This is a genomic window from Syntrophobacterales bacterium, assembly GCA_019429105.1.
In the GTDB taxonomy this organism is placed as follows: domain Bacteria; phylum Desulfobacterota; class Syntrophia; order Syntrophales; family UBA5619; genus DYTH01.
Window position 1 is genome coordinate 1 of the sequence record JAHYJE010000041.1, and the last position, 21,358, is coordinate 21,358.

25 protein-coding genes are annotated in these 21,358 nt (G+C 54.9%); 11 read left to right on the plus strand and 14 right to left on the minus strand.

The features are described from left to right. Positions 1-14: 14 nt before the first annotated feature. From K0B01_12265 to K0B01_12300, 8 genes are all read right to left on the minus strand, one after another. On the minus strand, positions 15-569 hold the full coding sequence (locus K0B01_12265; protein MBW6486912.1) for a hypothetical protein: 555 nt from the start codon (positions 567-569) through the stop codon (positions 15-17). A gap of 59 nt (positions 570-628) precedes the next feature. After that, positions 629-916: a hypothetical protein gene (locus K0B01_12270; protein MBW6486913.1), complete on the minus strand. Its 288-nt coding sequence runs from the start codon at positions 914-916 to the stop codon at positions 629-631. 19 nt (positions 917-935) lie between these two features. Next, positions 936-1,499, minus strand: a complete 564-nt coding sequence (locus K0B01_12275) for a hypothetical protein (GenBank protein MBW6486914.1) — start codon at positions 1,497-1,499, stop codon at positions 936-938. Then, on the minus strand, positions 1,496-1,984 hold the full coding sequence (rpiB, locus tag K0B01_12280; GenBank protein MBW6486915.1) for a ribose 5-phosphate isomerase B: 489 nt from the start codon (positions 1,982-1,984) through the stop codon (positions 1,496-1,498). Before rpiB ends, K0B01_12275 begins: the two co-directional genes overlap by 4 nt. A gap of 83 nt (positions 1,985-2,067) precedes the next feature. Next, positions 2,068-2,706, minus strand: coding sequence for an HAD-IIIA family hydrolase (locus K0B01_12285; protein ID MBW6486916.1), 639 nt, complete (start codon positions 2,704-2,706; stop codon positions 2,068-2,070). An 87-nt stretch (positions 2,707-2,793) separates the two neighbouring features. Further along, positions 2,794-3,783, minus strand: a complete 990-nt coding sequence (locus tag K0B01_12290; GenBank protein MBW6486917.1) for a glucokinase — start codon at positions 3,781-3,783, stop codon at positions 2,794-2,796. Positions 3,784-3,842: 59 nt separating this feature from the next. Then, complete coding sequence (gene arsS / locus K0B01_12295; protein MBW6486918.1) at positions 3,843-4,781, minus strand: arsenosugar biosynthesis radical SAM protein ArsS; 939 nt, start codon at positions 4,779-4,781, stop codon at positions 3,843-3,845. A 44-nt stretch (positions 4,782-4,825) separates the two neighbouring features. After that, the gene (locus K0B01_12300) at positions 4,826-5,158 is read right to left on the minus strand and encodes an arsenosugar biosynthesis-associated peroxidase-like protein (protein MBW6486919.1); all 333 of its coding nucleotides are present in this window, start codon (positions 5,156-5,158) and stop codon (positions 4,826-4,828) included. A gap of 457 nt (positions 5,159-5,615) precedes the next feature. Between K0B01_12300 and K0B01_12305 the strand changes: the two genes are divergently transcribed. From K0B01_12305 to K0B01_12320, 4 genes are all read left to right on the plus strand, one after another. After that, positions 5,616-5,732 (plus strand): DUF2769 domain-containing protein, encoded by a 117-nt coding sequence (locus tag K0B01_12305; protein MBW6486920.1) that lies wholly within the window; start codon positions 5,616-5,618, stop codon positions 5,730-5,732. 150 nt (positions 5,733-5,882) lie between these two features. Beyond that, the gene (locus K0B01_12310) at positions 5,883-6,629 is read left to right on the plus strand and encodes a TIGR04283 family arsenosugar biosynthesis glycosyltransferase (GenBank protein MBW6486921.1); all 747 of its coding nucleotides are present in this window, start codon (positions 5,883-5,885) and stop codon (positions 6,627-6,629) included. A 10-nt stretch (positions 6,630-6,639) separates the two neighbouring features. Then, positions 6,640-7,479: a sterol desaturase family protein gene (locus tag K0B01_12315; GenBank protein ID MBW6486922.1), complete on the plus strand. Its 840-nt coding sequence runs from the start codon at positions 6,640-6,642 to the stop codon at positions 7,477-7,479. Beyond that, entirely contained in the window at positions 7,470-8,228 is a 759-nt protein-coding gene (locus tag K0B01_12320; protein MBW6486923.1) for a TIGR04282 family arsenosugar biosynthesis glycosyltransferase, read from the plus strand. The genes K0B01_12315 and K0B01_12320 overlap by 10 nt, the downstream gene beginning before the upstream one ends. Positions 8,229-8,246: 18 nt before the next feature. Here the strand turns inward: K0B01_12320 and K0B01_12325 are convergent, their stop codons facing one another. Further along, on the minus strand, positions 8,247-8,954 hold the full coding sequence (locus K0B01_12325) for a TVP38/TMEM64 family protein (GenBank protein ID MBW6486924.1): 708 nt from the start codon (positions 8,952-8,954) through the stop codon (positions 8,247-8,249). Positions 8,955-9,220: 266 nt separating this feature from the next. Between K0B01_12325 and K0B01_12330 the strand changes: the two genes are divergently transcribed. The 7 genes from K0B01_12330 (at position 9,221) to K0B01_12360 (ending at position 16,489) form a co-directional block, all read left to right on the plus strand. Next, positions 9,221-10,693 (plus strand): FAD-dependent oxidoreductase, encoded by a 1,473-nt coding sequence (locus tag K0B01_12330; protein ID MBW6486925.1) that lies wholly within the window; start codon positions 9,221-9,223, stop codon positions 10,691-10,693. A gap of 22 nt (positions 10,694-10,715) precedes the next feature. Further along, complete coding sequence (locus tag K0B01_12335) at positions 10,716-10,862, plus strand: hypothetical protein (GenBank protein ID MBW6486926.1); 147 nt, start codon at positions 10,716-10,718, stop codon at positions 10,860-10,862. 39 nt (positions 10,863-10,901) lie between these two features. Further along, entirely contained in the window at positions 10,902-11,222 is a 321-nt protein-coding gene (locus K0B01_12340) for a peroxiredoxin family protein (protein ID MBW6486927.1), read from the plus strand. Between the two features lie 80 nt (positions 11,223-11,302). Next, entirely contained in the window at positions 11,303-12,826 is a 1,524-nt protein-coding gene (zwf, locus tag K0B01_12345; GenBank protein MBW6486928.1) for a glucose-6-phosphate dehydrogenase, read from the plus strand. 45 nt (positions 12,827-12,871) lie between these two features. Continuing rightward, a complete protein-coding gene (gnd, locus tag K0B01_12350) occupies positions 12,872-13,786 on the plus strand; it encodes a decarboxylating 6-phosphogluconate dehydrogenase (GenBank protein MBW6486929.1) in 915 nt (304 codons plus the stop codon). A 28-nt stretch (positions 13,787-13,814) separates the two neighbouring features. Beyond that, positions 13,815-15,839, plus strand: a complete 2,025-nt coding sequence (locus K0B01_12355; protein ID MBW6486930.1) for a glycoside hydrolase family 15 protein — start codon at positions 13,815-13,817, stop codon at positions 15,837-15,839. Next, positions 15,836-16,489 (plus strand): cyclase family protein, encoded by a 654-nt coding sequence (locus tag K0B01_12360; GenBank protein ID MBW6486931.1) that lies wholly within the window; start codon positions 15,836-15,838, stop codon positions 16,487-16,489. The genes K0B01_12355 and K0B01_12360 overlap by 4 nt, the downstream gene beginning before the upstream one ends. Positions 16,490-16,502: 13 nt before the next feature. Here the strand turns inward: K0B01_12360 and K0B01_12365 are convergent, their stop codons facing one another. Genes K0B01_12365 through K0B01_12385 form a run of 5 tightly spaced genes read right to left on the minus strand, consistent with a single transcriptional unit; the run spans position 16,503 to position 20,860 of the window. Continuing rightward, positions 16,503-16,955, minus strand: a complete 453-nt coding sequence (locus tag K0B01_12365; protein ID MBW6486932.1) for a carbon monoxide dehydrogenase subunit G — start codon at positions 16,953-16,955, stop codon at positions 16,503-16,505. Positions 16,956-16,991: 36 nt separating this feature from the next. Then, positions 16,992-17,204: a hypothetical protein gene (locus K0B01_12370; GenBank protein MBW6486933.1), complete on the minus strand. Its 213-nt coding sequence runs from the start codon at positions 17,202-17,204 to the stop codon at positions 16,992-16,994. Then, a complete protein-coding gene (locus K0B01_12375; GenBank protein ID MBW6486934.1) occupies positions 17,201-19,486 on the minus strand; it encodes a xanthine dehydrogenase family protein molybdopterin-binding subunit in 2,286 nt (761 codons plus the stop codon). Before K0B01_12375 ends, K0B01_12370 begins: the two co-directional genes overlap by 4 nt. Beyond that, on the minus strand, positions 19,486-19,971 hold the full coding sequence (locus K0B01_12380; protein ID MBW6486935.1) for a (2Fe-2S)-binding protein: 486 nt from the start codon (positions 19,969-19,971) through the stop codon (positions 19,486-19,488). Before K0B01_12380 ends, K0B01_12375 begins: the two co-directional genes overlap by 1 nt. Before the next feature lie 16 nt (positions 19,972-19,987). Continuing rightward, complete coding sequence (locus K0B01_12385; protein ID MBW6486936.1) at positions 19,988-20,860, minus strand: xanthine dehydrogenase family protein subunit M; 873 nt, start codon at positions 20,858-20,860, stop codon at positions 19,988-19,990. Positions 20,861-21,358: the final 498 nt, after the last annotated feature.

Below are 21,358 nucleotides of genomic sequence, written 5' to 3' on the forward strand. Positions count from 1 at the left end.
TGATGCTATTGATCTCATTGACCTTGTCTTATGGATACAAATGAAGAACCACCGGGCATATCTCTCTCATAGGAAACGAAAACTTGATGCGTTGAAAATGAATAGTCATGTATCGTTGTAGGGTTAAAGATACTACCGATATCCTTGATGCTTTTTACTGGATAGTGATCGAGAATCAAACGCAGCGTGGCCGCGTTGTAGAGGTTGGACAGGAATGCCAACTGTCGGGATTCGGTCCAGGATTTGAACTGGTTCTCCGGCACTGCGGCCGCATCGGTGAGATACCGATCGAGCGCCCCGGCGTCTGTCTTGAGCCCCGTGTAGTTCACCGTCCCGTTATCCACGTATTTCTTCAGCGCGCCATCGTAGAGATGATACCCATGGTCGAACTCCTGCGCCATGGCCGATCCGGCCGCGACCACCATCAGGGCGGTCAGTAGCGGGAGAAGCCGGAAGATGATGCCCAGTGCGCGGTGCCGTGCCCTTTTTTCCCCCGCGAAGCTGGGGCTTTCGGAGCGGCCCTCCCGGGTCTTGCCGATTCCCAGTTTCTCTGCAATGCTCTTCACCATGATACCCTTTCTGATGTCGCGCTACGCGACATGCGATTATTACGAAGTCTCCACCATTGTCACACCGGCTGCTCCATGGGGAGCTTAATGTTCAAACCGAGCGAATGAACGTGGTGGTTATTTCTTCCCTCCCGGTGGCCTTTATTGGCCGCTTCCATAATACCGGGACCGCCGCCGGTGACGACATCATAGCCTCGGGATCCGATCGATTGGGCAAGCAGTTCGACTTGCATGTAGATCGGGTTGTTCTCCTGGATTCGAGCCGACCCGAAAATGGCGACCGTAAAATGCTTCTTGGACAGTTCCCGACCAAATGCCGCTTCCCTTATGGCTTGAGCCTTAGTCATTCCCTTCCTCCATTGGTTCTCACTGCGCCAGGAGCCGCTTTCTTTTGTTTTCAATGCTGCTCATCAAGCTCTCGAATGATGCGGCAAAGGCGGCCACCCCGTCCATGAGATCGCCATCGCTCACCATTGCGTAAGTGTAGTGATCTACGATGTCGTAACCTGGACGATTAAACCTGGAAGCCAAAGAACGTTCTACGATCGCCATGCCGACCGCGTTTGGGAAGCCCTGCCCCAGAGGACCTGTCGTGCTTTCAACTCCCGGAGTTTCTCCAAACTCAGGGTGGCCCGGAGTTTTACTTCCCCATTTCCTGAATCGTTTCAATTCCTCCAGGGATAAATCATACCCGGTGAGATGTAAAAGAGAATAGAGGAGCGCAGAGCCATGGCCGGCCGAGAGCACAAAACGGTCGCGGTCGGGCCATTTCGGGTTCTCGGGGTGATGCCTGAGGAATCTGGTCCAGAGCGCGTAGGCCATGGGGGCTGCACCCATTGGCAGGCCCGGATGACCGGAGTTTGCCTCCTGGACCATATCTACGGATAGCATCCTGATGGTGTTGATACAGAGCTTGTCGATCTTCGTCATCCGCTTATCGTACCTCCCACTCTTTCAATTTCCTTGGTGTTACTCTCTCTTTCTATGGACTCAATCTTTGCCAGTCTGTGCTTGTGCCGTTCTGCGTTTGAAAATGATGAGGCCAGCCAAATCCTGACAATATCCTTGGCAAGTTCACCCCCTACGACGCGCGCACCGAGGCAGAGAATGTTTGCATTATCGTCTTCTACCCCCTGATGGGCGGAAAAGCTGTCATGACAAAGGGCGGCGCGGATTCCGGAAAATTTGTTTGCAGCGACGCAGGCGCCCACACCGCTGCCACAGATCAGGATGCCTCGCTCGGCTCTGCCTGCCGTGATCTCTGCCGCGACAGCCCGGGCGTAGTCCGGATAGTCCACGGGGGCTTCGCTATGGGTGCCGAGATCCTGCACCTGGTGACCGAGCCCGCGGACAAAGGCGATGATCTGGGTTTTTAAATGGAACCCGCCATGATCAGCCCCGATGGCCAATAGCATCGCAAATGTCTCCCTTCCAAAGAATTACAAGTCTTCCGTCTGCTGAAGCATGACCTATCAACCGGAGGATTATCCGAAATATTTCATGATCCTCTGCCCACAATGAAGTCTGCGGCCTCCTCCATATTGCCGGCAATAAACACTCGACCCGGCTTGGCAAAGGCCACAACTTTTTCATCCTCCCCTGGTTCATTTGCAAAGGGAATGAGAATTCCGATTCCACCCGCACTCAACGCTGTCTGAACATCGGTAGCCCTGTCTCCGATGACATAAAGGTTCACATTCTCAAGAGTCAACTTATTTGCCTTCAACGCATTAAAGACCATTCCAAGCGATGGTTTCATACAATGACAGTCATGAACGAGATTCTGATCATAAGTGAACTCGGGATGTCTCTCTACGTAAACTGGATTCGCATGGGGACACAAAAAATAGCCGCTAATTTTCACTCCACATTTTCTTAACGTCTCGATAACATGCGAACAGACTTCATGCGCCCTGTCTTCTGTGAGAAGGGGATAGTCGAGGATGGCCACGCCGGGCTGATTCGTTATCATATGGATCGCCGATGAGGAAAGCGCATTTAAACGTTTCAGCCCTTCGACGACGTGAGGAAGAATTCGCACCTGAGATCGCCAATCATCGTCTTTCCCAAGAAAAAGGTGATCTCTGGTGTCGTGAATGATTGTGCCATCTCTGTCAATACAGATGAGTGTTTTCATCGCTTCTGCCATTGTAATGTATTGAACATGTGTTATTCGATGATTCTTTCGCTCGACGTCCTGACCATGCTTTATGTCATATCCTTGCTATGACTTATCCCTTGCCAATGTCACGTCTGCCTTCATTGCCGCGCCCCAGAGCCCGCTGTTCTGGTCTTTGATGAGAAACACCGGCAGTTTGGCAAGGACATTGGCCATCGTAGCGGAATCCCTGAATTCGTTCTTGAAAGAGTCGTGACGAACGACCTCGGGATTCCTGGCGGCAACGCCGCCTGCGATGTAGAGACCGCCGCGGGAGAGGGTTTCGAGTGCATAATTCCGGCATGCCCGGCCATAGAATCTTGCGAACCATTCAAGAGTCTCGGGATGGCGGGGAAACTCTTCCACCACCTGCGCAGGCTCCAGATAACCACCCGTATGAAATTCATGAATAGCGGTCAACCCTCTTCCGGAGACCACATGATCGTATGTTGCGTAATGGACCTGCCGCGCGCTGATCAAAAAACGCTGAAAGGAATATTCTTTCTCGCCAACAAAAGGAAAACAGGCATGCGCCCCTTCCGAAGGAGCGGCGCTGTAGCTGCCTCTTTCATCCGGCACAAGCATGGCCTTGCCCAGCCCCGTTCCCGCCCCGATGACGGCGATCGTAGAGAGTGGTTCTGGCGTGCCTGCCAGGATGATCTCAGCGGATTTACCGATGGGCGAAATACAGGAAAAGGCCTGTGCCACAAAGTCGTTCATCAGGATGGCCCGCCGGAATCCATGATCGCGCTCGGCGTGGGTAATGTCTACTTCCCACGGGATATTCGGGGGATTGCCTATGACGCCTCCCGTGATCGGTCCCGCAACGGCGATAGCGACGATATCGGCTTGCCTCGGATCGAATGGAAAGTCGCTCTGCCGCAGATTTTTCAGAAGGTCTGCAAATGAACCTGCAGCGGAGGTTGCCATCCAGACAAGTGAAACCAGATCGAGATTCCCCTGTTCATCGGCAGTGAAATGCGCGAAGCGGCTGCTGGTTCCGCCGATGTCTGCGGACAGGATATGACATTCCGTTTTAGACAACGTTTTCATCATGATAGCTTTTCCGGCAACGCCGCCTCCGGCAACCCAGCCCGGGCTGTAATCGTTCCCCCTCAGGTAAAGCCCGCCCCTGCCGTGCAGGCATAGCAGTGGTCGCCGGTCGCGATCACTGCACCCTCTTCGGGAAAGCCCGTCATGGACGAGACATGGACTTTCGCGGCGCCGTGAGGAAGTCCTGCGGCGATGTTGAAGTCACAGTCATAGAGGGTGCCGTCCCATGAAACGGAGATCAGGGAGCGGCACATGAGCCCTTCGATGGTCGCCGGGTTGAAACATTCGAAAAGGGTCTTAAAATAATGGTCAAGATTCCCCGACTGTTCGAGCCAGGTCCGGTAACGGCCGAGCGGGGCGTTGGCAAAGCTGTAGAGGTTATTGAACAGGGTGCCGTGCCGCTCCAGAGACTGCTTGAATCTTCTCTCCGCCTGGTCTTGATTGCCCGGCAGAAATGCGCCGGCAGGGTTGACTACCAGATCCAGCGTCAATCCGCTGCCCGGACGGCCGTACCCCAATTGATTGAGGTCTCTCATAACATCAAGGCTTTTTCCCCAAATTCCATTGCCGCGCAGGGCATCGGCCTGGGCGCTATTGATTGAGGGGAATGATGCCACCAGCGCAACTCCCATCTCCCGGCAGGATTCCATGAGGCCGGATGCCGCCTCTTCCCGCAACGCCACGAGATTTGTCCTGAGGATCAGCCTCCGGGTCAGCGGAGCAAGGCGGGCGAGAAAGGATCGGATGCCGGGCACCAGTTCCGGCGCACCACCGGTGATGTCGATGGTCTCGAAATAGACACGGGAGGCATAGTCGATGAGATCGTTCATGGTCTCGCCGGTCATAACCTCCCGGCGCTCCGGTCCGGCTTCGAGGTGACAGTGTCGGCAGCGCAGGTCGCAGAGGTATCCCACATTTATCTGAAGGGCAAGGGTCTTCCCGCGGACGAGGTTTAGCCCGCACCGGGCCAGATTCCTGTCAAAAGGCTCGAAAACTGCCACCGTTTCCGGTGAAACACATCTCCGAATCGCTTGCGAATCTGAACTCACAACGAAAGCCTTTCCGCGATTTTCCGCATCTGTACGCCGTGCACCAGCGAAGCGCCGCCGCGAATGGCCGTTGTGACGTGAACGGCCTCGGTCATCTCCGCCAGGTTGGAGCCCTTTTCCAGGCAGGCCTTGGTATAGGCGTCGATGCAATAGGGACACTGCATCGCATGGGCGACGGCCAGCGCGATGAGCGCCTTCTCCCGTTCGGTCAGCGCACCTTCGGCGAAGACTGCACCGTAGTAGTCGAAGAATTTGTTGGCCAATTCCGGCGCATCCTTGCCGATCTCACTGAATGCTCCCAGGTCTTGCGGATCGTAATAGGTTTCCATAGCATCTCCTCTCTTGATCAGTAAGGTAGTCCTGCAAATCCTGGTTTCTGAATCGCCTTTCGCGCTTGCCGCCGACACGATAGCAATGCAGCGACCCGGCGATGAAGTCCCGCGGTAGAGATTATGGAAATCCGCCGTTGTGATAAAACCCCTCCCGGCGCCCACGGGTGATTTTGGAATGAAGGGCAAGGAAGGTTTGCCAAGTGGGAACGCATGGACTCGGGTATCTGATCAAGCCTGGCCATGAAAAACTCCTTCCGGTTTTCAAGTCTCAGTGGCAGGGACATTCGACGATGGCCTGCCGGTTCTGTGCTGATCAGCAATCGCATTACCGATTTCCAGGTTTTCATAAACGCTCCCACCATTTTTCCCGCTACAATTTTTATTGCGTTATACTATACAATGCTTTACTACGATATACACGTTTTTATGTTTTGCAACATTTTCATGCTGGAGGATGGAAGGCATGTATTGCGCCTTTGAGAAAAGCAAATGTATCGATGAGAGCAAGGGATGCATCTGCGCCGAATGCGCACTCTATAAAAAAAACAATCTGAATAAGTCGTATTATTGAGCCAATTGCAAAACTATTTGTCATTCCCGAAAACGGAGCTTAATGCACACAATGCTTCTATCGGGAATACGGTTTTTCAAGCAGTTAGAACCAGATTATGAACATTAAACTTCGTTTTCCCGCTTAAAATCATTGCGGGAATGACAGAATGTGAGAGTTTTGCAATTGCCTCTATTGCATGGCCAAATAAGGAGGGCTGTCTTCACGAATTTGAAATGCCCGGTCTCCATCATCATCCCCGTGTTTTGCGAACAGGCGGTCATCAACCAGACGATCGAAACTCTCCGCAATCGGATTGGTGGAGACGCCGCCGAGATCATTGTGGTTGACGGACAGGAGGCAGGGGAAACGCTCGCGGCGATACGAGACGGCTCCGTTCAGAAGTTCCTTTTTGAAAAAGGCCGGGGCAGGCAACTCAACCGGGGCGCAACAGTCGCCACAGGTGACGTGCTCGTTTTCCTCCATGCCGACACAGTTTTGCCGTTCACTGCTTTAAAAAGGATTGCTGCAGTAATGCAGGATGAAGGCTGCGTCGGCGGAGCCTTCGATCTGCGCATCGATTCCCGGAGAATGGCCCTCAGGGTCATCGAAACGGTTGCCAATTTGCGCTCGCGTCTGACGAGAATCCCCTACGGGGATCAGGCGATCTTCATCAGGGCCTCCTATTTTCGGACCCTCGGAGGGTTTATGGAGATCCCGATTATGGAGGATGTGGACCTCATGAGGAGGATCAAGCGGGATGGAAAGAGGATCGTCATTTTCCGGGAGCAGGCGACGACATCGGCGCGCCGCTGGGAAAAAGAGGGCCTGGTATTCGGGACGCTGCGAAACTGGCTTCTGATGAGTCTCTACCTTTGCGGAGTCGCGCCGGAACGGCTCGCCCGGTTTTACAAATAGGACGGCAGGGATGATTTTTCCCGATATCAATTTTCAACTCTATTTTCCCCAGAACGAAGCCGCCATCCGCATAGGCTGCTTCCTTTTCCTCTTCATTGTCATTGCCATCGCCGAAACCCTTGCCCCAAGACGTCCGCTGATTGTGAAGAAGCCCTTGCGGTGGTTCGGAAATATTTCGATCCACCTCGTGAACGGCCTCCTTCCGCGCCTGCTTTTCCCAATCCTCCCCGTCGGCATGGCACTCCTGTGGGCGCGGAAAGGATGGGGGCTTCTGAACATCGTCCCGCTCCCGGAAACTGTTTCCATCCTGCTTGGCATTCTGGCGCTCGATCTGCTCATCTACGTCCAGCACGTGCTGTTTCACCGGGTTCCTCTTTTCTGGCGGCTCCACCGGATGCACCACACGGATCTGGACCTCGATCTGACCTCGGCGCTCCGTTTTCACCCATTGGAGATCGTGCTCTCGCTGCTGATTAAAATGGCCGCGGTGGCTCTCCTCGGTCCTCCCGCCCTGGCCGTCATCCTCTTTGAGATCATTCTCAACGGCATGGCCATGTTCAACCACGGCAATTTCCGAATCCCAGCACGACTAGACAGCTTGCTGCGGCGAATCGTGGTGACTCCCGACATGCATCTCGTTCATCATTCCTCACTCCGGAAAGAAGCCAATCATAACTTCGGGTTCAACCTCTCCTGGTGGGACCGGCTCTTCGGAACATACCAGGCAGAACCGGCGGCGGGCCGGGAGGGGATGGTCATTGGTCTTACGGGCTTTCTGGATGTCCGGTATGCCCGATTCTGGAAGATGATCCTGAATCCGCTGGAAAAGGGGGGACGGGCATGGCGCTGAACCCTCCGCCGAAACCGAACCGGCGCCTCGCGGTCTTTGTCCGCTATCCCGAGCCTGGCAAGGTCAAGACCAGGCTGGCTAATGTGTACGGCGACTCTTTCGCGGCAGAACTTTACGGATATTTCGTGGACGATCTGTTAGAGACACTGGCGCCGGGAAGCTACCAGTTGGAGATTTTTTTCACACCGGCGGAGAGGGAGATCGAGATCAGGCAGCGATTCGGCAGACGGTTCCGCTACACCCCCCAAGAAGGCGAAGGACTCGGAGACAGAATGAAGAACGCCTTCCGCTCCTGCTTTGCGCAGGGGTTTGCTTCGGCCCTGCTGATCGGGAGCGACTCTCCGGATCTGACCGCGGAGATTGTCGAGCAGGCTTTCCAGCCCCTGGAGAGCGGGCAGGGGGCCGTGGTCGGACCTGCATTCGACGGCGGTTACTATCTGATCGGGTTTCGTTCCGATACGTTCGAGCCTGCTGTTTTCAACGAGATACCCTGGGGAGAAAACAGCGTCTTTGAAATCACCCGGACCCGGCTCCGCAACCGCGGATATCGGCTCCACGAGTCGCCGGCATGGCATGATATTGATACGGAGAAAGACCTGGCAGACCTTCAGGCCAGACATGGAAACACCGCCTTCAGCCGTTCGCGTACCATGGACTTTCTGCGAAAATGGCGGGGCGGATTTCATAAAGGCAGTGGACTTCCCTTTGAACAATTCACCGCTGCATCGAAGGCCCTCCGGATCGGATGAGCCCGACTCGACCGGAGTTCAACCCGGAGGGAGCACCTTCGACCGATCGGGAGATCCTTTCCGGCGGCGGATGTAAATCGCAAGGATGGGGATGAGGGTGACAGCTCCGAGGGCTAAGGCGATCAAGGTGATCCGGTTGAAGTCGATACCGGCCAATTCGCCGCCAAAATGGGCCAGGGCAAAGCTCACGGGGATCAACCCGACCAGGGTCGCCAGGGCGAAGCGCCACGGTTTCAAGGGAGTCAGCCCGGCCGCGTAGCTTACGATGTCGAAGGAGGCGAAGGGAATCAGGCGCAACGCCATGACAAGCCCCGTCATGGCATTCTGGGAACCGAGCAGGCCGACGGAGAGACGGTTTCCGAAACGTTTTTTCATCGCTTCGTAACCGAGGCTCCGGGCGATGAAGAAGGCGATGACGGCCCCCGCCTCCGCGCCGATTACGATATAGATCGTCCCCCAGAAATGGCCGTAGGCCAGCCCTGAGGCAAGGGCGATCGGCGCGCTTGGGATCGGGCTGACTACGACGGCCATGGTCATGAGCCCGATGACGGCGAGCGGTCCCAGCAGACCCCACTGGAGGACCTGTCCGTGGAGTTTGGCGCAGTCGCACACGGTTTCCAGGAAACCGGATCGGAAAAGGAACCAGTAGATGCCGCCGAAGAGGATCGCAAGGCCGAGTGCAGCCATGAGTTTGACGCGGATTGTACGGTTTTCTGTGATCGGCATCCCTGCTCCCTTTGTGGTGCGCCGGACCTCAGAGCCAAGAGACCTGCATATCCCTCTGCCCGACTGCCGGAAGGGCGAGCCGTGAAGGGGATGCGGCACCTTTGCCTCTGTCGGCCTGACGAATGGCGTTTATTATACCACGACGACAAGGGTAGCGCCACACAATATTCATACTGTTAAAGCGAAATGGAACCATGGAATTCGTATCGATTGATTAAGGTGAAGAAAAAGCAACATCCAACAACAAACGCTGTTAAGGAGGAATTATGGCAAGCTTTGAATATGATCTGGGGATTATCGGGGGTGGGGCGGCTGGTTTGACGGCGGCGGCCGGCGCCGCTCAATTCGGGGCAAAAACAATACTGATCGAGAAATCGTCGAAACTTGGAGGCGATTGCCTCCATTACGGTTGTGTCCCCTCGAAAACGCTGATCCACACGGCGGCCGTATGGAATCTCGCCGGACGGTCAAAAGCCTTCGGCCTTCCAGCTTTAACGCTGCCTCCCGTGGACCTGGGCGCCGTTATGGATCGCGTACAGGCGGTCATTGAGAAAATCCAGCATCACGACTCCCCGGAGCGGTTTTGCGGGCTTGGGGCCGAGGTCCGTTTCGGCAGCCCAGCCTTTGCCGACGACCACGTCGTGGAATTGGACGGAAAGAGGATTGCGGCAAAAAACTGGATCATCGCCACTGGATCCAGCCCCGTCGTGCCCCCCATCGAGGGTCTTGCAGCCGTCCCCTTCTGGACCAACGAAATGGTTTTCTCGCAGAGGACCCTGCCCGGACGTCTAATCGTGCTCGGCGGCGGGCCGATCGGCCTGGAAATCGCCCAGGCCTTTGCGCGTCTGGGCTCCAAAGTGATCATTGTTGAATTCATGGATCAGATTCTGGGGCCGGAAGATGCCGACATGGCGGAAATCCTCAAGGCCCGCTTTGAAGCAGAAGGGGTGAAAATCCTCACGGGGACCAAAGCACTGAAGGTGGAATCGAAAGGCCCTGCGATTCTGTTGACTGTCGGCCCCGAGACGAAAGAGGGTCCGTCCACGGTGATCGAAGGGGATGCCCTGTTTCTGTCAACAGGCAGGAAACCCAATATTGGCGACTTGTCTCTTGAGAAAGCTGGAGTTGTTTTTAACCCGCGCGGCATTACCACCAACAATCGTCTTAAGACGAACATCTCTCATATCTACGCCTGCGGCGATGTGAACGGTCAATTTCCTTTTACCCACGTTGCAGGATACGAGGCGGGAATCGCCCTGACCAATGCGATCCTGCATCTCCCCCGAAAAGTGGACTACGGCAAAATCGGCTGGTGCACCTATACGGACCCGGAGGTGGCCAGCATCGGCTTCAACGAAAAACGCGCCCGCAAAGAAGGCCTGGACTTTCGGATTATCGAGGAGCCATTCGAAGACAATGACCGCGCCCAGGCAGAAGGTGAAACATTAGGCAAGATAAAGATCCTCCTGGATAAAAACGACAAACTCCTCGGTTGCCAGATGATGGGCGCCCATGCGGGTGAACTCATTCATGAGTGGATCATTGCCCTGTCAGCCGGGGTAAAGCTCTCCGCCATGGCCGGCGCTGTCCATGTCTATCCCACCCTGTCGGAGATTTCCAAGCGCGCCGCGGGACAGGTCTTTGCGGACAAGCTGTTTGGCGACCGGACAAAAAGCATTCTCAAGCTGTTGTTCAGCCTGAAAGGAAGGGCCTGCACCCTGCCGGATGATCAGCAATAAGCCATTGTAAAAGGAGGATATCATGGCGCATATTGAAATGAAGAGACTCGACAGCGGCGATCTTTTCCCAAAGATGAACTTCAACCTTACCAACGGCACATCCTTGATGCTGCCCCGGAAGGATGAGGGAACCTGGTGCGTCCTGCTGGTTTACCGAGGACGCTGGTGACCATTTTGCCATCAGCAGTTAGCTGATTTTCAAGGCCATATGAATGAATTCAATGAGAAGGGCATAAGAATCATCGGCGCCGCTGTGGATAACCTGGAAGATGCCCAAAAGATGGTTGAGAGCCGTAAACTGACCTTTTCGTTGGCATACGGGATGGATGCAAAAGATTTTGCCGGGATGACCGGGGCCTTTTTCGATGATCGGAAAGGGTTCCTCCATGCAACCGCATTCATCATCCGGCCGGATGGCACCATCGAAAACGCCGTTTACAGCACGGGACCGATCGGCCGCTTGACGGCGACAGACACGATCAAACTGATTGATTATCGAAAGAAAACGGCGTCACAAATCACGTCATAAGCGATTCGATCGGCAGTGTAGTTCTTTGATGTTGATCCATCGCTGCTGAGGGAAGCAAAATACTGCTCATGAGGCGTTTCATGCATAAACAGATAAAATGCGATGAAGGCGCAGTCCCCGTCAAACCGGAGCCTTTTGTCCTGGTGATCTTTGGCGCAGCGGGGGACTACGCCAGAAGGATGCTCCTGCCTTCGCTCTTTCACCTCTACCGGGATGGCCTCCTGCCGGATGATTTCCCCGTGGTCGGTTTCGGTCTTCCTGAAATGAATGATAGCCAGTATCGAAAATGGGTACGTGAAGCCATTCGGAAATATTCCGACACGCGGCCCTCAGCCGCCGATCTGTCCGCTTTCAGCGCCCATCTTCGTTACCTCTCATCCCCCTTTGACCAGGTTGATGGCTATCGGACGCTCTTCAAAATCATCGAAACTCTTTGCCATGAAGACCGGAGCAAAAAATTCAATGTGCTCTTCTACCTCGCCGTGCCCCCCGTCGCGGCGCCGGTCATTATCGACATGCTGGAACGTAATCGGCTTGCAGGCAATCTCTATGAGCCGAGGATTCTGATGGAAAAACCTTTCGGCAGGGATCGCCCATCGGCCGTTCGGCTCAACAGCCTTATTTTGAAAGTATTCAATGAAAACCAAATCTATCGCGTCGATCACTATCTGGGCAAGGAGGCGGTCCAGAATCTTCTCTTCTTTCGTTTTGCCAACAGTATTTTCGAACCCCTCTGGAACCGGCGCTATGTGTGCCACGTTGAAATCACCATGTCGGAGCAGATCGGCGTCGAGAACCGGGGTCGCTTCTATGAAGAAACCGGGGTGGTCAGGGACGTGGTGCAAAATCATATCATGCAGTTGATTGCCCTGGTAGCCATGGAACCGCCCGTCGGTTTTGCAGCGGATGATGTCCGTGACGAGAAGGTGAAGGTCTTTCGCACGATCAGGCCGATGGACGAGAAGTTCATCAATCAGTTCATCATCCGCGGGCAATACGGCAGCGGGAAAATTGGACGTACGGTCGTCAAGGCTTACCGGGAGGAATCCGGCGTTTCTCCTGCATCCCTGACGCCGACTTTTTGTGCAGGGAAGCTGTTTATCGACAACTGGCGGTGGGCCGGCGTCCCTTTTTACTTCAGAGCGGGCAAACGCCTGGCGAAACGGGCAACGCGAATCTCTGTTCTTTTCAAACAGCCCCCCTTAAAGCTCTTCAGGAACGTTTGCGATACGCTGGAGTCGAACACCCTCCATCTAACGTTACAGCCCCAAGAAAAGATTTCCTTTGCTTTCAGCGTGAAGAACCCGGGAATGCGAAACCATCCGCAAAACGCCATGATGGAATTTCGCTATGATCAGGCCATTGAAAGCGACCGGCATTCCGCCCATGAGCGGCTCCTCCTCGATTGTCTGCGGGGCGATCAGACCCTTTTCGCGAGGCAGGACGGCGTCGAAGCGATGTGGCAGGTTGTCGATCCGATTGTCAAACGATGGGAGAATCTGCCGCCTGCAACGTTTCCCAATTATCATGCAGGCAGTTGGGGACCGCCGGAAGCGGACGCGCTGCTTTCCCGGGACGGTTTTTCCTGGAGCCATTTGGAATAAAAAACGGATTGCAACCAAATAACCATCAGGTAAGGAGGTGCTAAGATGGAACTTGTCATGGTCGGATTGGGGAAAATGGGTTTGAATATGGCTGTTCGATTGATACGGGGCAATCATCGCGTCGTGGGCTATGATCCTGCGGAAAAAGCCCTCCAGGCTGCCCGGGGGGCGGTCTCCGAAGTTACACAGAATCTATCCGATATTGAAACCCTGTTATCCCCACCGCGAGTCGTCTGGCTCATGGCGCCGTCCGGAAATCCTACCGAAAAAACCTTGGAATCCGTAAAGGAACTTCTCAGCGCAGGAGACATCATTATCGACGGCGGAAACAGCAACTACAAGGATTCTGTGAGGCGGGCCGCTTCCCTGAAGGAAAGGGGAATCCATTTTGTCGACGTGGGCACCAGCGGAGGGGTATGGGGACTCAAGGAAGGGTACAGCCTCATGATCGGCGGAGAGAAGGCGGTTGTAGAACGACTGCGACCTATTTTTGAAACCCTTGCCCCGGATCCGCTGAAAGGCTGGGGCCACGTCGGTCCCTGCGGCGCGGGGCACTTCGTCAAAATGGTTCACAACGGCATCGAATACGGTTTGATGCAGGCCTACGCGGAGGGATTCGAAATCATGAAGGCAAAAGAGGATTTCCCTCTCGACCTGCACCAGATTTGCGAAATCTGGCGCCATGGAAGCGTTGTCAGATCCTGGCTCCTGGATTTGACCTCCGAAGCCTTCGCCGACAGCAATGATCTGAGCGGAATCGAAGGCTGGGTGGAGGACAGCGGCGAGGGGCGTTGGACCATCGCCGAGGCGATCAATGAAAATGTGCCCGCCCCCGTCATCACGCTTGCGCTTCAAATGCGCCTTGTCAGCAGGCAAAAGGAAAGTTTCGCCGCAAAAGTTCTTGCCGCTATGAGAAACAAATTCGGCGGGCATGCGGTCAAAGAGAAGAAGCTGCCTTGAAGGCTAATTGGTCAGCAAAGGAGATTTTATGCCCCGAGATATCCCCGTAGGAAACGGCAATCTTTTGGTCGCCTTTGACCGGAATTATCTGCTTCGAGATCTCTATTTCCCCTGTGTAGGAAAAGAAAACCACACCAACGGCCATCCTTTCCGTCTAGGCTTCTGGGTCGCCGGCGCCTTTTCCTGGGTATCGGAGGAATGGGAGATACAGCAGCATTATCTCGAAGACACCCTGGTGACGGCCGTCACCCTTGAGAATGTAAAGCTCGGGATAAGGGTCATGGCCAACGACTGGGTGGATTTTCATGAAAACATCTATCTCAAGAGAATGACCGTGGAAAATCTCACCGATCAGCCGCAGGATGTCAGGGTTTTTTTCAATCACGACTTCCATATCTCCGGCACGGAAATCGGCGATACGGCGGTGTACCGGCCCGATGCCCGATGTCTTCTCCATTACAAGGATGACCGCTATTTCCTCATCAATATCCACGCCAAGGGCGAAACGGGAATTCGCGAGTATGCGATGGGCGTCAAGGAGCAGGGATCGATGCTGGGAACCTGGATGGATGCCGAGGACGGCGTTCTGGGGGGAAACCCGATTGCCCAGGGGTCCGTGGATTCCGTCGCGGGTGTGCGGCTGCTGATTGAACCCGCGGCCAAGGAAACGTTTTTCTATTGGATCTGCGCCGGGGAAACCTGGGAAGAGGTGCGCCTTCTGAATCAAATTGTCACGGGCAAAACACCGGAGGTCCTTTTCAAGCGCACCGCCGATTACTGGAAATTGTGGGTCAGCAAGGAAGGATTAAACTACCATCTGATCCCGGAAAAAATCGCCCGGCTTTACCGGCAGAGCCTGCTCATTATCAGAACCCAGACGGACAATCGCGGCGGCATACTGGCGGCGAACGATTCCGACAACATGCAATTCAATCGGGATACGTACAGCTACGTCTGGACCAGGGACGGCGCCCTGATCGCCCTGGCGCTCGATGATGCCGGATATTTCGGTCTCGCGAGGGATTTCTTCAATTTCTGTTCACGGGTAATTACTCCCGAAGGCTATTTTCGACATAAGTACACCCCTACCGGCGCTGTCGGAAGCTCCTGGCATCCCTGGATTCATTCTGGTCAGGAGCAGATGCCCATCCAGGAAGACGAGACGGCCCTGGTGATTTGGGCACTTTGGCATCATTTCAGCATCTATAAGGATATAGAATTCATCAAGCCCTTGTACAAACGACTGGTTAAAAACGGCGCGGATTTCATGCTGCGGTACCGGGATTCTGTCACAAAGCTTCCCCTGCCCAGCTATGACCTCTGGGAAGAACGGAGAGGGGTCCTGACCTTTACGGCCTGTTCCGTTTACGCAGGACTCCTGGCGGCGGCAAACTTCGCCCATGCCTTCGGGGAGACTGATATTGGGCATGGTTATGAAACCGCGGCGGCGGAGGTCAAGGATGCCTTGACCCACCACCTCTATCTGAAAGAGAAAAAACGGTTTGCCCGAATGATCACCTTCAACAAGGATGGCTCTCAGGTAGTCGATGACACGGTCGATGCCAGCCTTTACAGCCTGTTCGCCTTCGGCGTCTTTCCGCCCGACGACGAGCGGGTATCGGAAACCATGCGTCAGGTCCACGAAAAACTCTGGTGCCAAACTGCTATCGGCGGCCTTGCCCGTTACGAGGGCGATATCTATCATAAGATCGATGATCGCCTTCCGGGAAATCCCCGGATCATCTGCACGTTGTGGATGGCGCAATATTATATTGCCAAGGCCGGTTCGGCTGAAGATTTGGGAAAAGCGTTGGAGATCCTATCGTGGGTTACGGATCGGGCGCTCCCCAGCGGGGTTCTCGCGGAGCAGATTCACCCGCATACCGGCGAGCCCGTTTCCGTATCGCCGTTGACCTGGAGCCATGCTGCCTTTGTTTTCGCTGTACAGGAATATCTCAACAAATATGTAAAATTGAATGCTTATGCGGAATGCGGCCATCCTAAATATTCGAAATATGCGAATAACAATCCTCCTGGAGGAAAACCATCATGATCAACAATCCATGGATCGATGTTTCCCTGACGCTGAAATCCGGCATGCTCCACTGGCCGGGCGATCCAGCCGTCCTGATCGACCGGGTCCGGGACATGGACAAGGCCGATACGGTCAACCTTTCGCAGATCACGATGGGCGCTCATTCCGGCACCCATATCGACGCCCCCGCACATTTTCTGAACGGGGAGAGGGGAACCGACGACATTACTTTTGCGTCGCTGATCGGTCCCGCCAGGGTGATCGACATCGCAGCCCCCCGCGCAGTGACAAGGGCCGAACTTGAAAGGCACAGGATAAGACGGGGGGAACGAATTCTTTTGAAGACGCTAAACTCGGAAAAGAAAATACTTTGGATGGAGACATTTACCGAGGAATTCGTTTATGTCGAGGCGGATGCGGCGGATTATCTCGTCGCCAGGGGCGTCCGAACCATCGGCATTGATTACCTGTCGATCGGCGGATACAAGAAGGACGGCCGCTACGTTCACATGCAGCTCCTGGGCGCTGGCATTCTCATCATTGAGGGTCTTGATCTCTCGGACGTACCGGCGGGCAGATATGATATGATCTGCCTGCCGATCAAGATATCAAATGGCGACGGCGCACCCGCCAGGGTGTTATTGAAGAAAAAGGGGCTGCGGCAATGACATACCGGTCCTCTTACGCCTTCCCTTTGAGTTTCTCCTGAAGGTTCTGCGTAAACTCCTTTTCCACGTCCTTGGCCTTGCTCCTCATGACCCGGTCACCGAACATGGCAAGCTTGCCGACAATAGCCACATCGGACTTGTATGACACGTCCACATTACCGTCGCCGATCTCGCTGAGTTCAACGATTGTTTTCTGTTTCATGTGGCCGAGTTTGGTGATATCTTCTCCCTCGCCTTCCAGCACGAGGCGGTGCGGCGGTTGCACTTCAGTGAGGACATTCCTGAATTTGAGCGTAACCTTGATGGGGCCTACCTTCTGCTTTACCACGGCATCGTATGTCTTTTCATCAATCTTTTCGATCCCTTCAGCGCCGGGGAGGCACGAGCCGAGCGTTGCGGGATCGAGCAGCATGTCCCACAGTTTCTGGATCGGCGCCTTGACCGTCAACTTTCCTTCGATAATCATTGTCTTCCTCTCATCATGAAAAAAGGCGGCTGAAGATTATCCCTGCTGTGCCTTGGCGATCAGCCCGCCTACCTCGATGTATGCCTTGTTGCCGGGCTCGGTGGCCTGCGAAAGGAGCAGGTCTATGTAAGACAATCCCTGGGCTTCGAACCACGCCTTGTGTGGCTTGTCACCCGTTCCAAACATATGTCTTGCACAGTCAACGGGATCTTTTTTCAGCTTTCCACAAACGGGACATTTTAAGCTCATGGTGTTCCTCCCCCTTTCTTCTTTTCCTTGAAGGCATTTACGATCATTTCGGGCATAATCGGCGCCTGTTTCATCTTGAGGCCCGTGGCGTGGAAGATCGCATTGCCGAGGGCTGCCGCAGTCGGGTTCGTAAGGCCCTCACCGGCCTCCTTCGCTCCGTAGGGCCCCTCCGGTTCATAGGTGTCGATCTCGATGATCTCGCACTCGGGCATATCAGGCGCTCGAATGATCTTGTAATCAACCAGATTTGGGTTCATGACCTTGCCATCCTCAACGGGCATATTCTCGAGGTAGCCGTAACCGGCAGCCATGGAGGCAGCACCCTCGAGTTGACCGATCAGGCCGAGCGTGTTGATCGGCTGTCCGCAGTCGTGGGCCGTAACGCAATTATGGAGCGATATTTTTCCCGTTTCCGCGTCGATTTCCGCCTCCACGGCCTGCACCATGTAGCTGTAGGCGGGAGAGATCATGCCCTTGCGGTGTGGCGTGTAGTGACCCCTGCCGACAATCCGCTGGCCGTCTTTGCCCCGAAGCGCCTCTTTGACCAGATCAACGTAGTGCATGCCTCTTTCGGGCCTGGCGACGTTGTATACCCATCCATCCTTAATATCGACGTCGTAAACGATGTTATAGCCGAATTTTGCGCTCGCGAATTCGAGGAGCTGCTTCTTGGCATCTTCCGCGGCCATCTTGGTGGCATTGCCGGCCATCAGCGTTTGCCGGGATCCCCATGCCCCGAGGTCTGCCGGACAGTGGTCCGTGTCGCCGGAATGCACCTTGATGTTCTCTAATTTGACTCCCAGCGCCTCTGCACAGATCATGGCCAGGGTGGTATTGGAACCCTGACCGATGTCCTGGGCGCCCACATGGAGCTCCACAACCCCATCGTAGTTTATGGTCACGACGGCCGACGAAAAGGAATAAGGCGTGTCGAACCAGTTGAAGATGCCGCCGGTCATGAAGCCCGCGGCGGAGATGCCGATGACCCTGTTTTTCGGGAGCTTACCCCTGTCCTTGATCCACTGTTCGATCTTGTCGAGGCACTGGTTGAGGCCGCAGCTTCCGATGGTGGCCTGACCCGGGACCTCGTATCCCGTGGTATGCGCATTTTTTCGTCTGATTTCGATAATATCCAACCCCAGGTCGGCGGCGATCCAGTCTATCTGCTGCTCGGAACAAAACATGGCCTGCGGGGCGCCAAAACCGCGCATGGACGTGGAGGGCAGGCTGTTGGTGTAAACCCGGTAGCCGTCGTAACGGTAGGCCTTCCACTTGTATGGGAAGGAGTGAAAGAAGCCGGTCAGGTAGAGTGCCGTTGCGCCCATCCCCGTGTAAGCTCCACCATTCGAAAATACCCGGGCTTCCCGCGCACAGAAGGTGCCATCTTTCTTCACGCCGGTACGCACATAGTAGTACATGGGGGTACGCCGTTTGGTGGCGACAAAATCCTCCTCTCTCGTGAAGACGATCTTCACGGGTTTGGACAATTTCATGGAAAGGATCGAGGCGCAGAACTGTGAGGCGTCCAGTTCGAACTTGCCGCCGAAACCGCCGCCCACGTAGTGAGCGATGACCCGGATATCACTTTCCCGCAGTCCCAGTACGCCGGCCAGCAGCGCCTGGTGGTAATACGGCGACTGGGTGGAGGTGTAGACGGTCAGCTTCTTATCGGAGGTGTAGCTGGCCACGGTCGCGCGCGTCTCCATGCACATGTGCGCCTGGCCGCCCAACTTGAACCAGTCTTCCCGGACATACTCCGCTTCCTCAAATGCCTCCTCCACATCGCCCCACTCGATGTGGCGCGTAACATTCACATTCCTCTCCACACCCTCGTGGATCATGGGGGCTTCCTTCTTGATTGCTTCCATGGGATCGTCAACGAAGGGAAGCACTTCGTACTGCACATCAATCAAGTCGAGCGCTTGTTCGGCGATTTCTTCGGTTATGGCTGCCACTGCCGCCACCGGCTCCCCGATGTAACGAACCTTCTCGATGGTCAGGATTTGCTCGTCGCACAGCTCGGGATAACGCCTCCAGATTCCCTGTTTCACTCCCAGGGTATCCTTGCCGGTCACCACCGCCTTTACTCCGGGAAGTTTCAACGCTTCGGTCGGATCAATGGAGATGATCCTGGCATGGGGATGGGGGCTTCTCAGGATCTTTCCATAAAGCATGCCGGGCAGCTTCACGTCAAAGGTATAGGTTGCCCTGCCCGTTACCTTGGCATAACCGTCTACATTATGAACTCGTGTATTCAGGACGGAATATTTATTCGCTGTCATCACGCGCCCTCCCTGTACTTGCCTTTGGCCACGGCATCAATTGCCCGTACGATACTGTTGTATCCCGTACAGCGGCAGAGGTTTCCCTCGATGCCGCGGCGGATATCCATGGTATCCTTCGGAGCCGGAGTCTCGTTCAGAAATGCCCTTGCCGACATGATCATCCCCGAGGTGCAGAAGCCGCACTGGTAGGCGCCCTCATCCAGAAACGCAGCCTGGACCGAATCGAGCTTCCCGTCTTTTTCCAGACCCTCGATGGTAGTGATATTCATGCCGTTCACCTGCACGGCAAGCACTGAACAACCCTTGACCGCCATTCCATTGACCATGACCGTACAGACACCGCACGATGCCGTGTCGCAACCCCGCTTCGTTCCCGTGAAGCCCAGATGATCCCGGAGCGCCTCTACGAGGAGGGTCTTGGGATTGATGAAGAGTTCATATTCCTGATCGTTTACCAAAAAGCGAAGCAGTTGTTTTTCCATAGTGCAATACCTCCTTCTACACTTGACAGGCCTGCTCCCAGGCCTTCTTGGTCATCCGCCTGGTCAACACCGCAATCAGGTGGCGCCGGTAGGCTTCCGAGGCATGGATGTCGGCAACCGGATCCGCTTCCTCCCCCGCCGTCTCGCCAGCTTTCGTAAAGATTTCCTCGTTCAGTTTGTTCCCGATCAATAACTTTTCCGTATTCTTTGCCCTGATCGGGATAGGAGCCGCATTGCCCAGCACAATCCGCGCATCCTGGCAGATGCCTGCGCCGCTGACGCCGAGCGAGACAGCCACGGCAACGATGCCCTGATCGCTCTCCAGCAGGTTGAATTTCTGATAGGCCGTTGCGGTATGCGCGGGAGGAGGAGGAACGAGCACCTCCGTTACCAATTCGTCCGGCGAGAGAACCGTCTCAAAGAGTCCCGGATAGAATTCCTCAAGGGGCACGGACCGCCCGCCGGCGCTCGATGCAATCGTTACCGTTGCATTAAGGGCGATAAGGACCGGAGCCGGATCGCCAGCCGCATCGGCGTGCGCCAGATTGCCGCCGATTGTCCCCCAGTTGCGCACCTGGATGGAGGCGAGCTTCTCTTCCATAGCGACCAGGACGGGGTATTTTTCTTTGACGAGGAGCGATTTTTCGATGGTGCGGTGGGTGGTCGTGGCGCCGATCTTCAGGCCGGCCCGGGGATCATAGATGAGGCAGTTCAGTTCGTCGAGCCCTTTGATGTCAACAAGATACTCCGTCACGACAAGGCCCTGCCGCATGATGATCAATAGAGACTGCCCTCCGCAGATGATCTTGGCGTCGTCACGGTGTTGCGCCAGCATCGCGAGAGCCTCTTTCACGTTTCCCGGTCTCAGGTAGGTAAAGTCGTGTATCATCCATTTCTCCTTTCGGTGCAGTCTTCAAGGTTTGCCAGCCAGGCCGGTTTCTTGGGGAAGATCGGGAAACTCAAACCTGATGCTGCCATTTGTGGATACGGGTTTCTCAATCGTCTGCCTGCCTGCGATCAAGTCTTCCCTGTTCCAACGATGTTCCTGATATTGCGGGTACTTACAGAGGCTGAGGTGTCTGCCGCGGAAGATACCGCACTCCCTGCAGGCTTTTCTTGAAAAGGGACAGACTCGTTGAAGCTTAGGCATAGACGATTCCAGATATTGAACGTACAGAGTGTCGGGTCAGCGAGTCACAGATACTTCTTTCTGTCACCCTCCCGGAGCGCGAAGAGCTCACTTTTCAACGGCTACTTTATCCCATCTTTACCACTTTAATTGCCAAGCATAGGTAATCATTCATTTTGCAAAATTATCTTAGACGTAATTATTCGTTTAGCATTGCCCTTGCCTTATGAAGCACCTCATTTTGGCGGGTCATGGTTA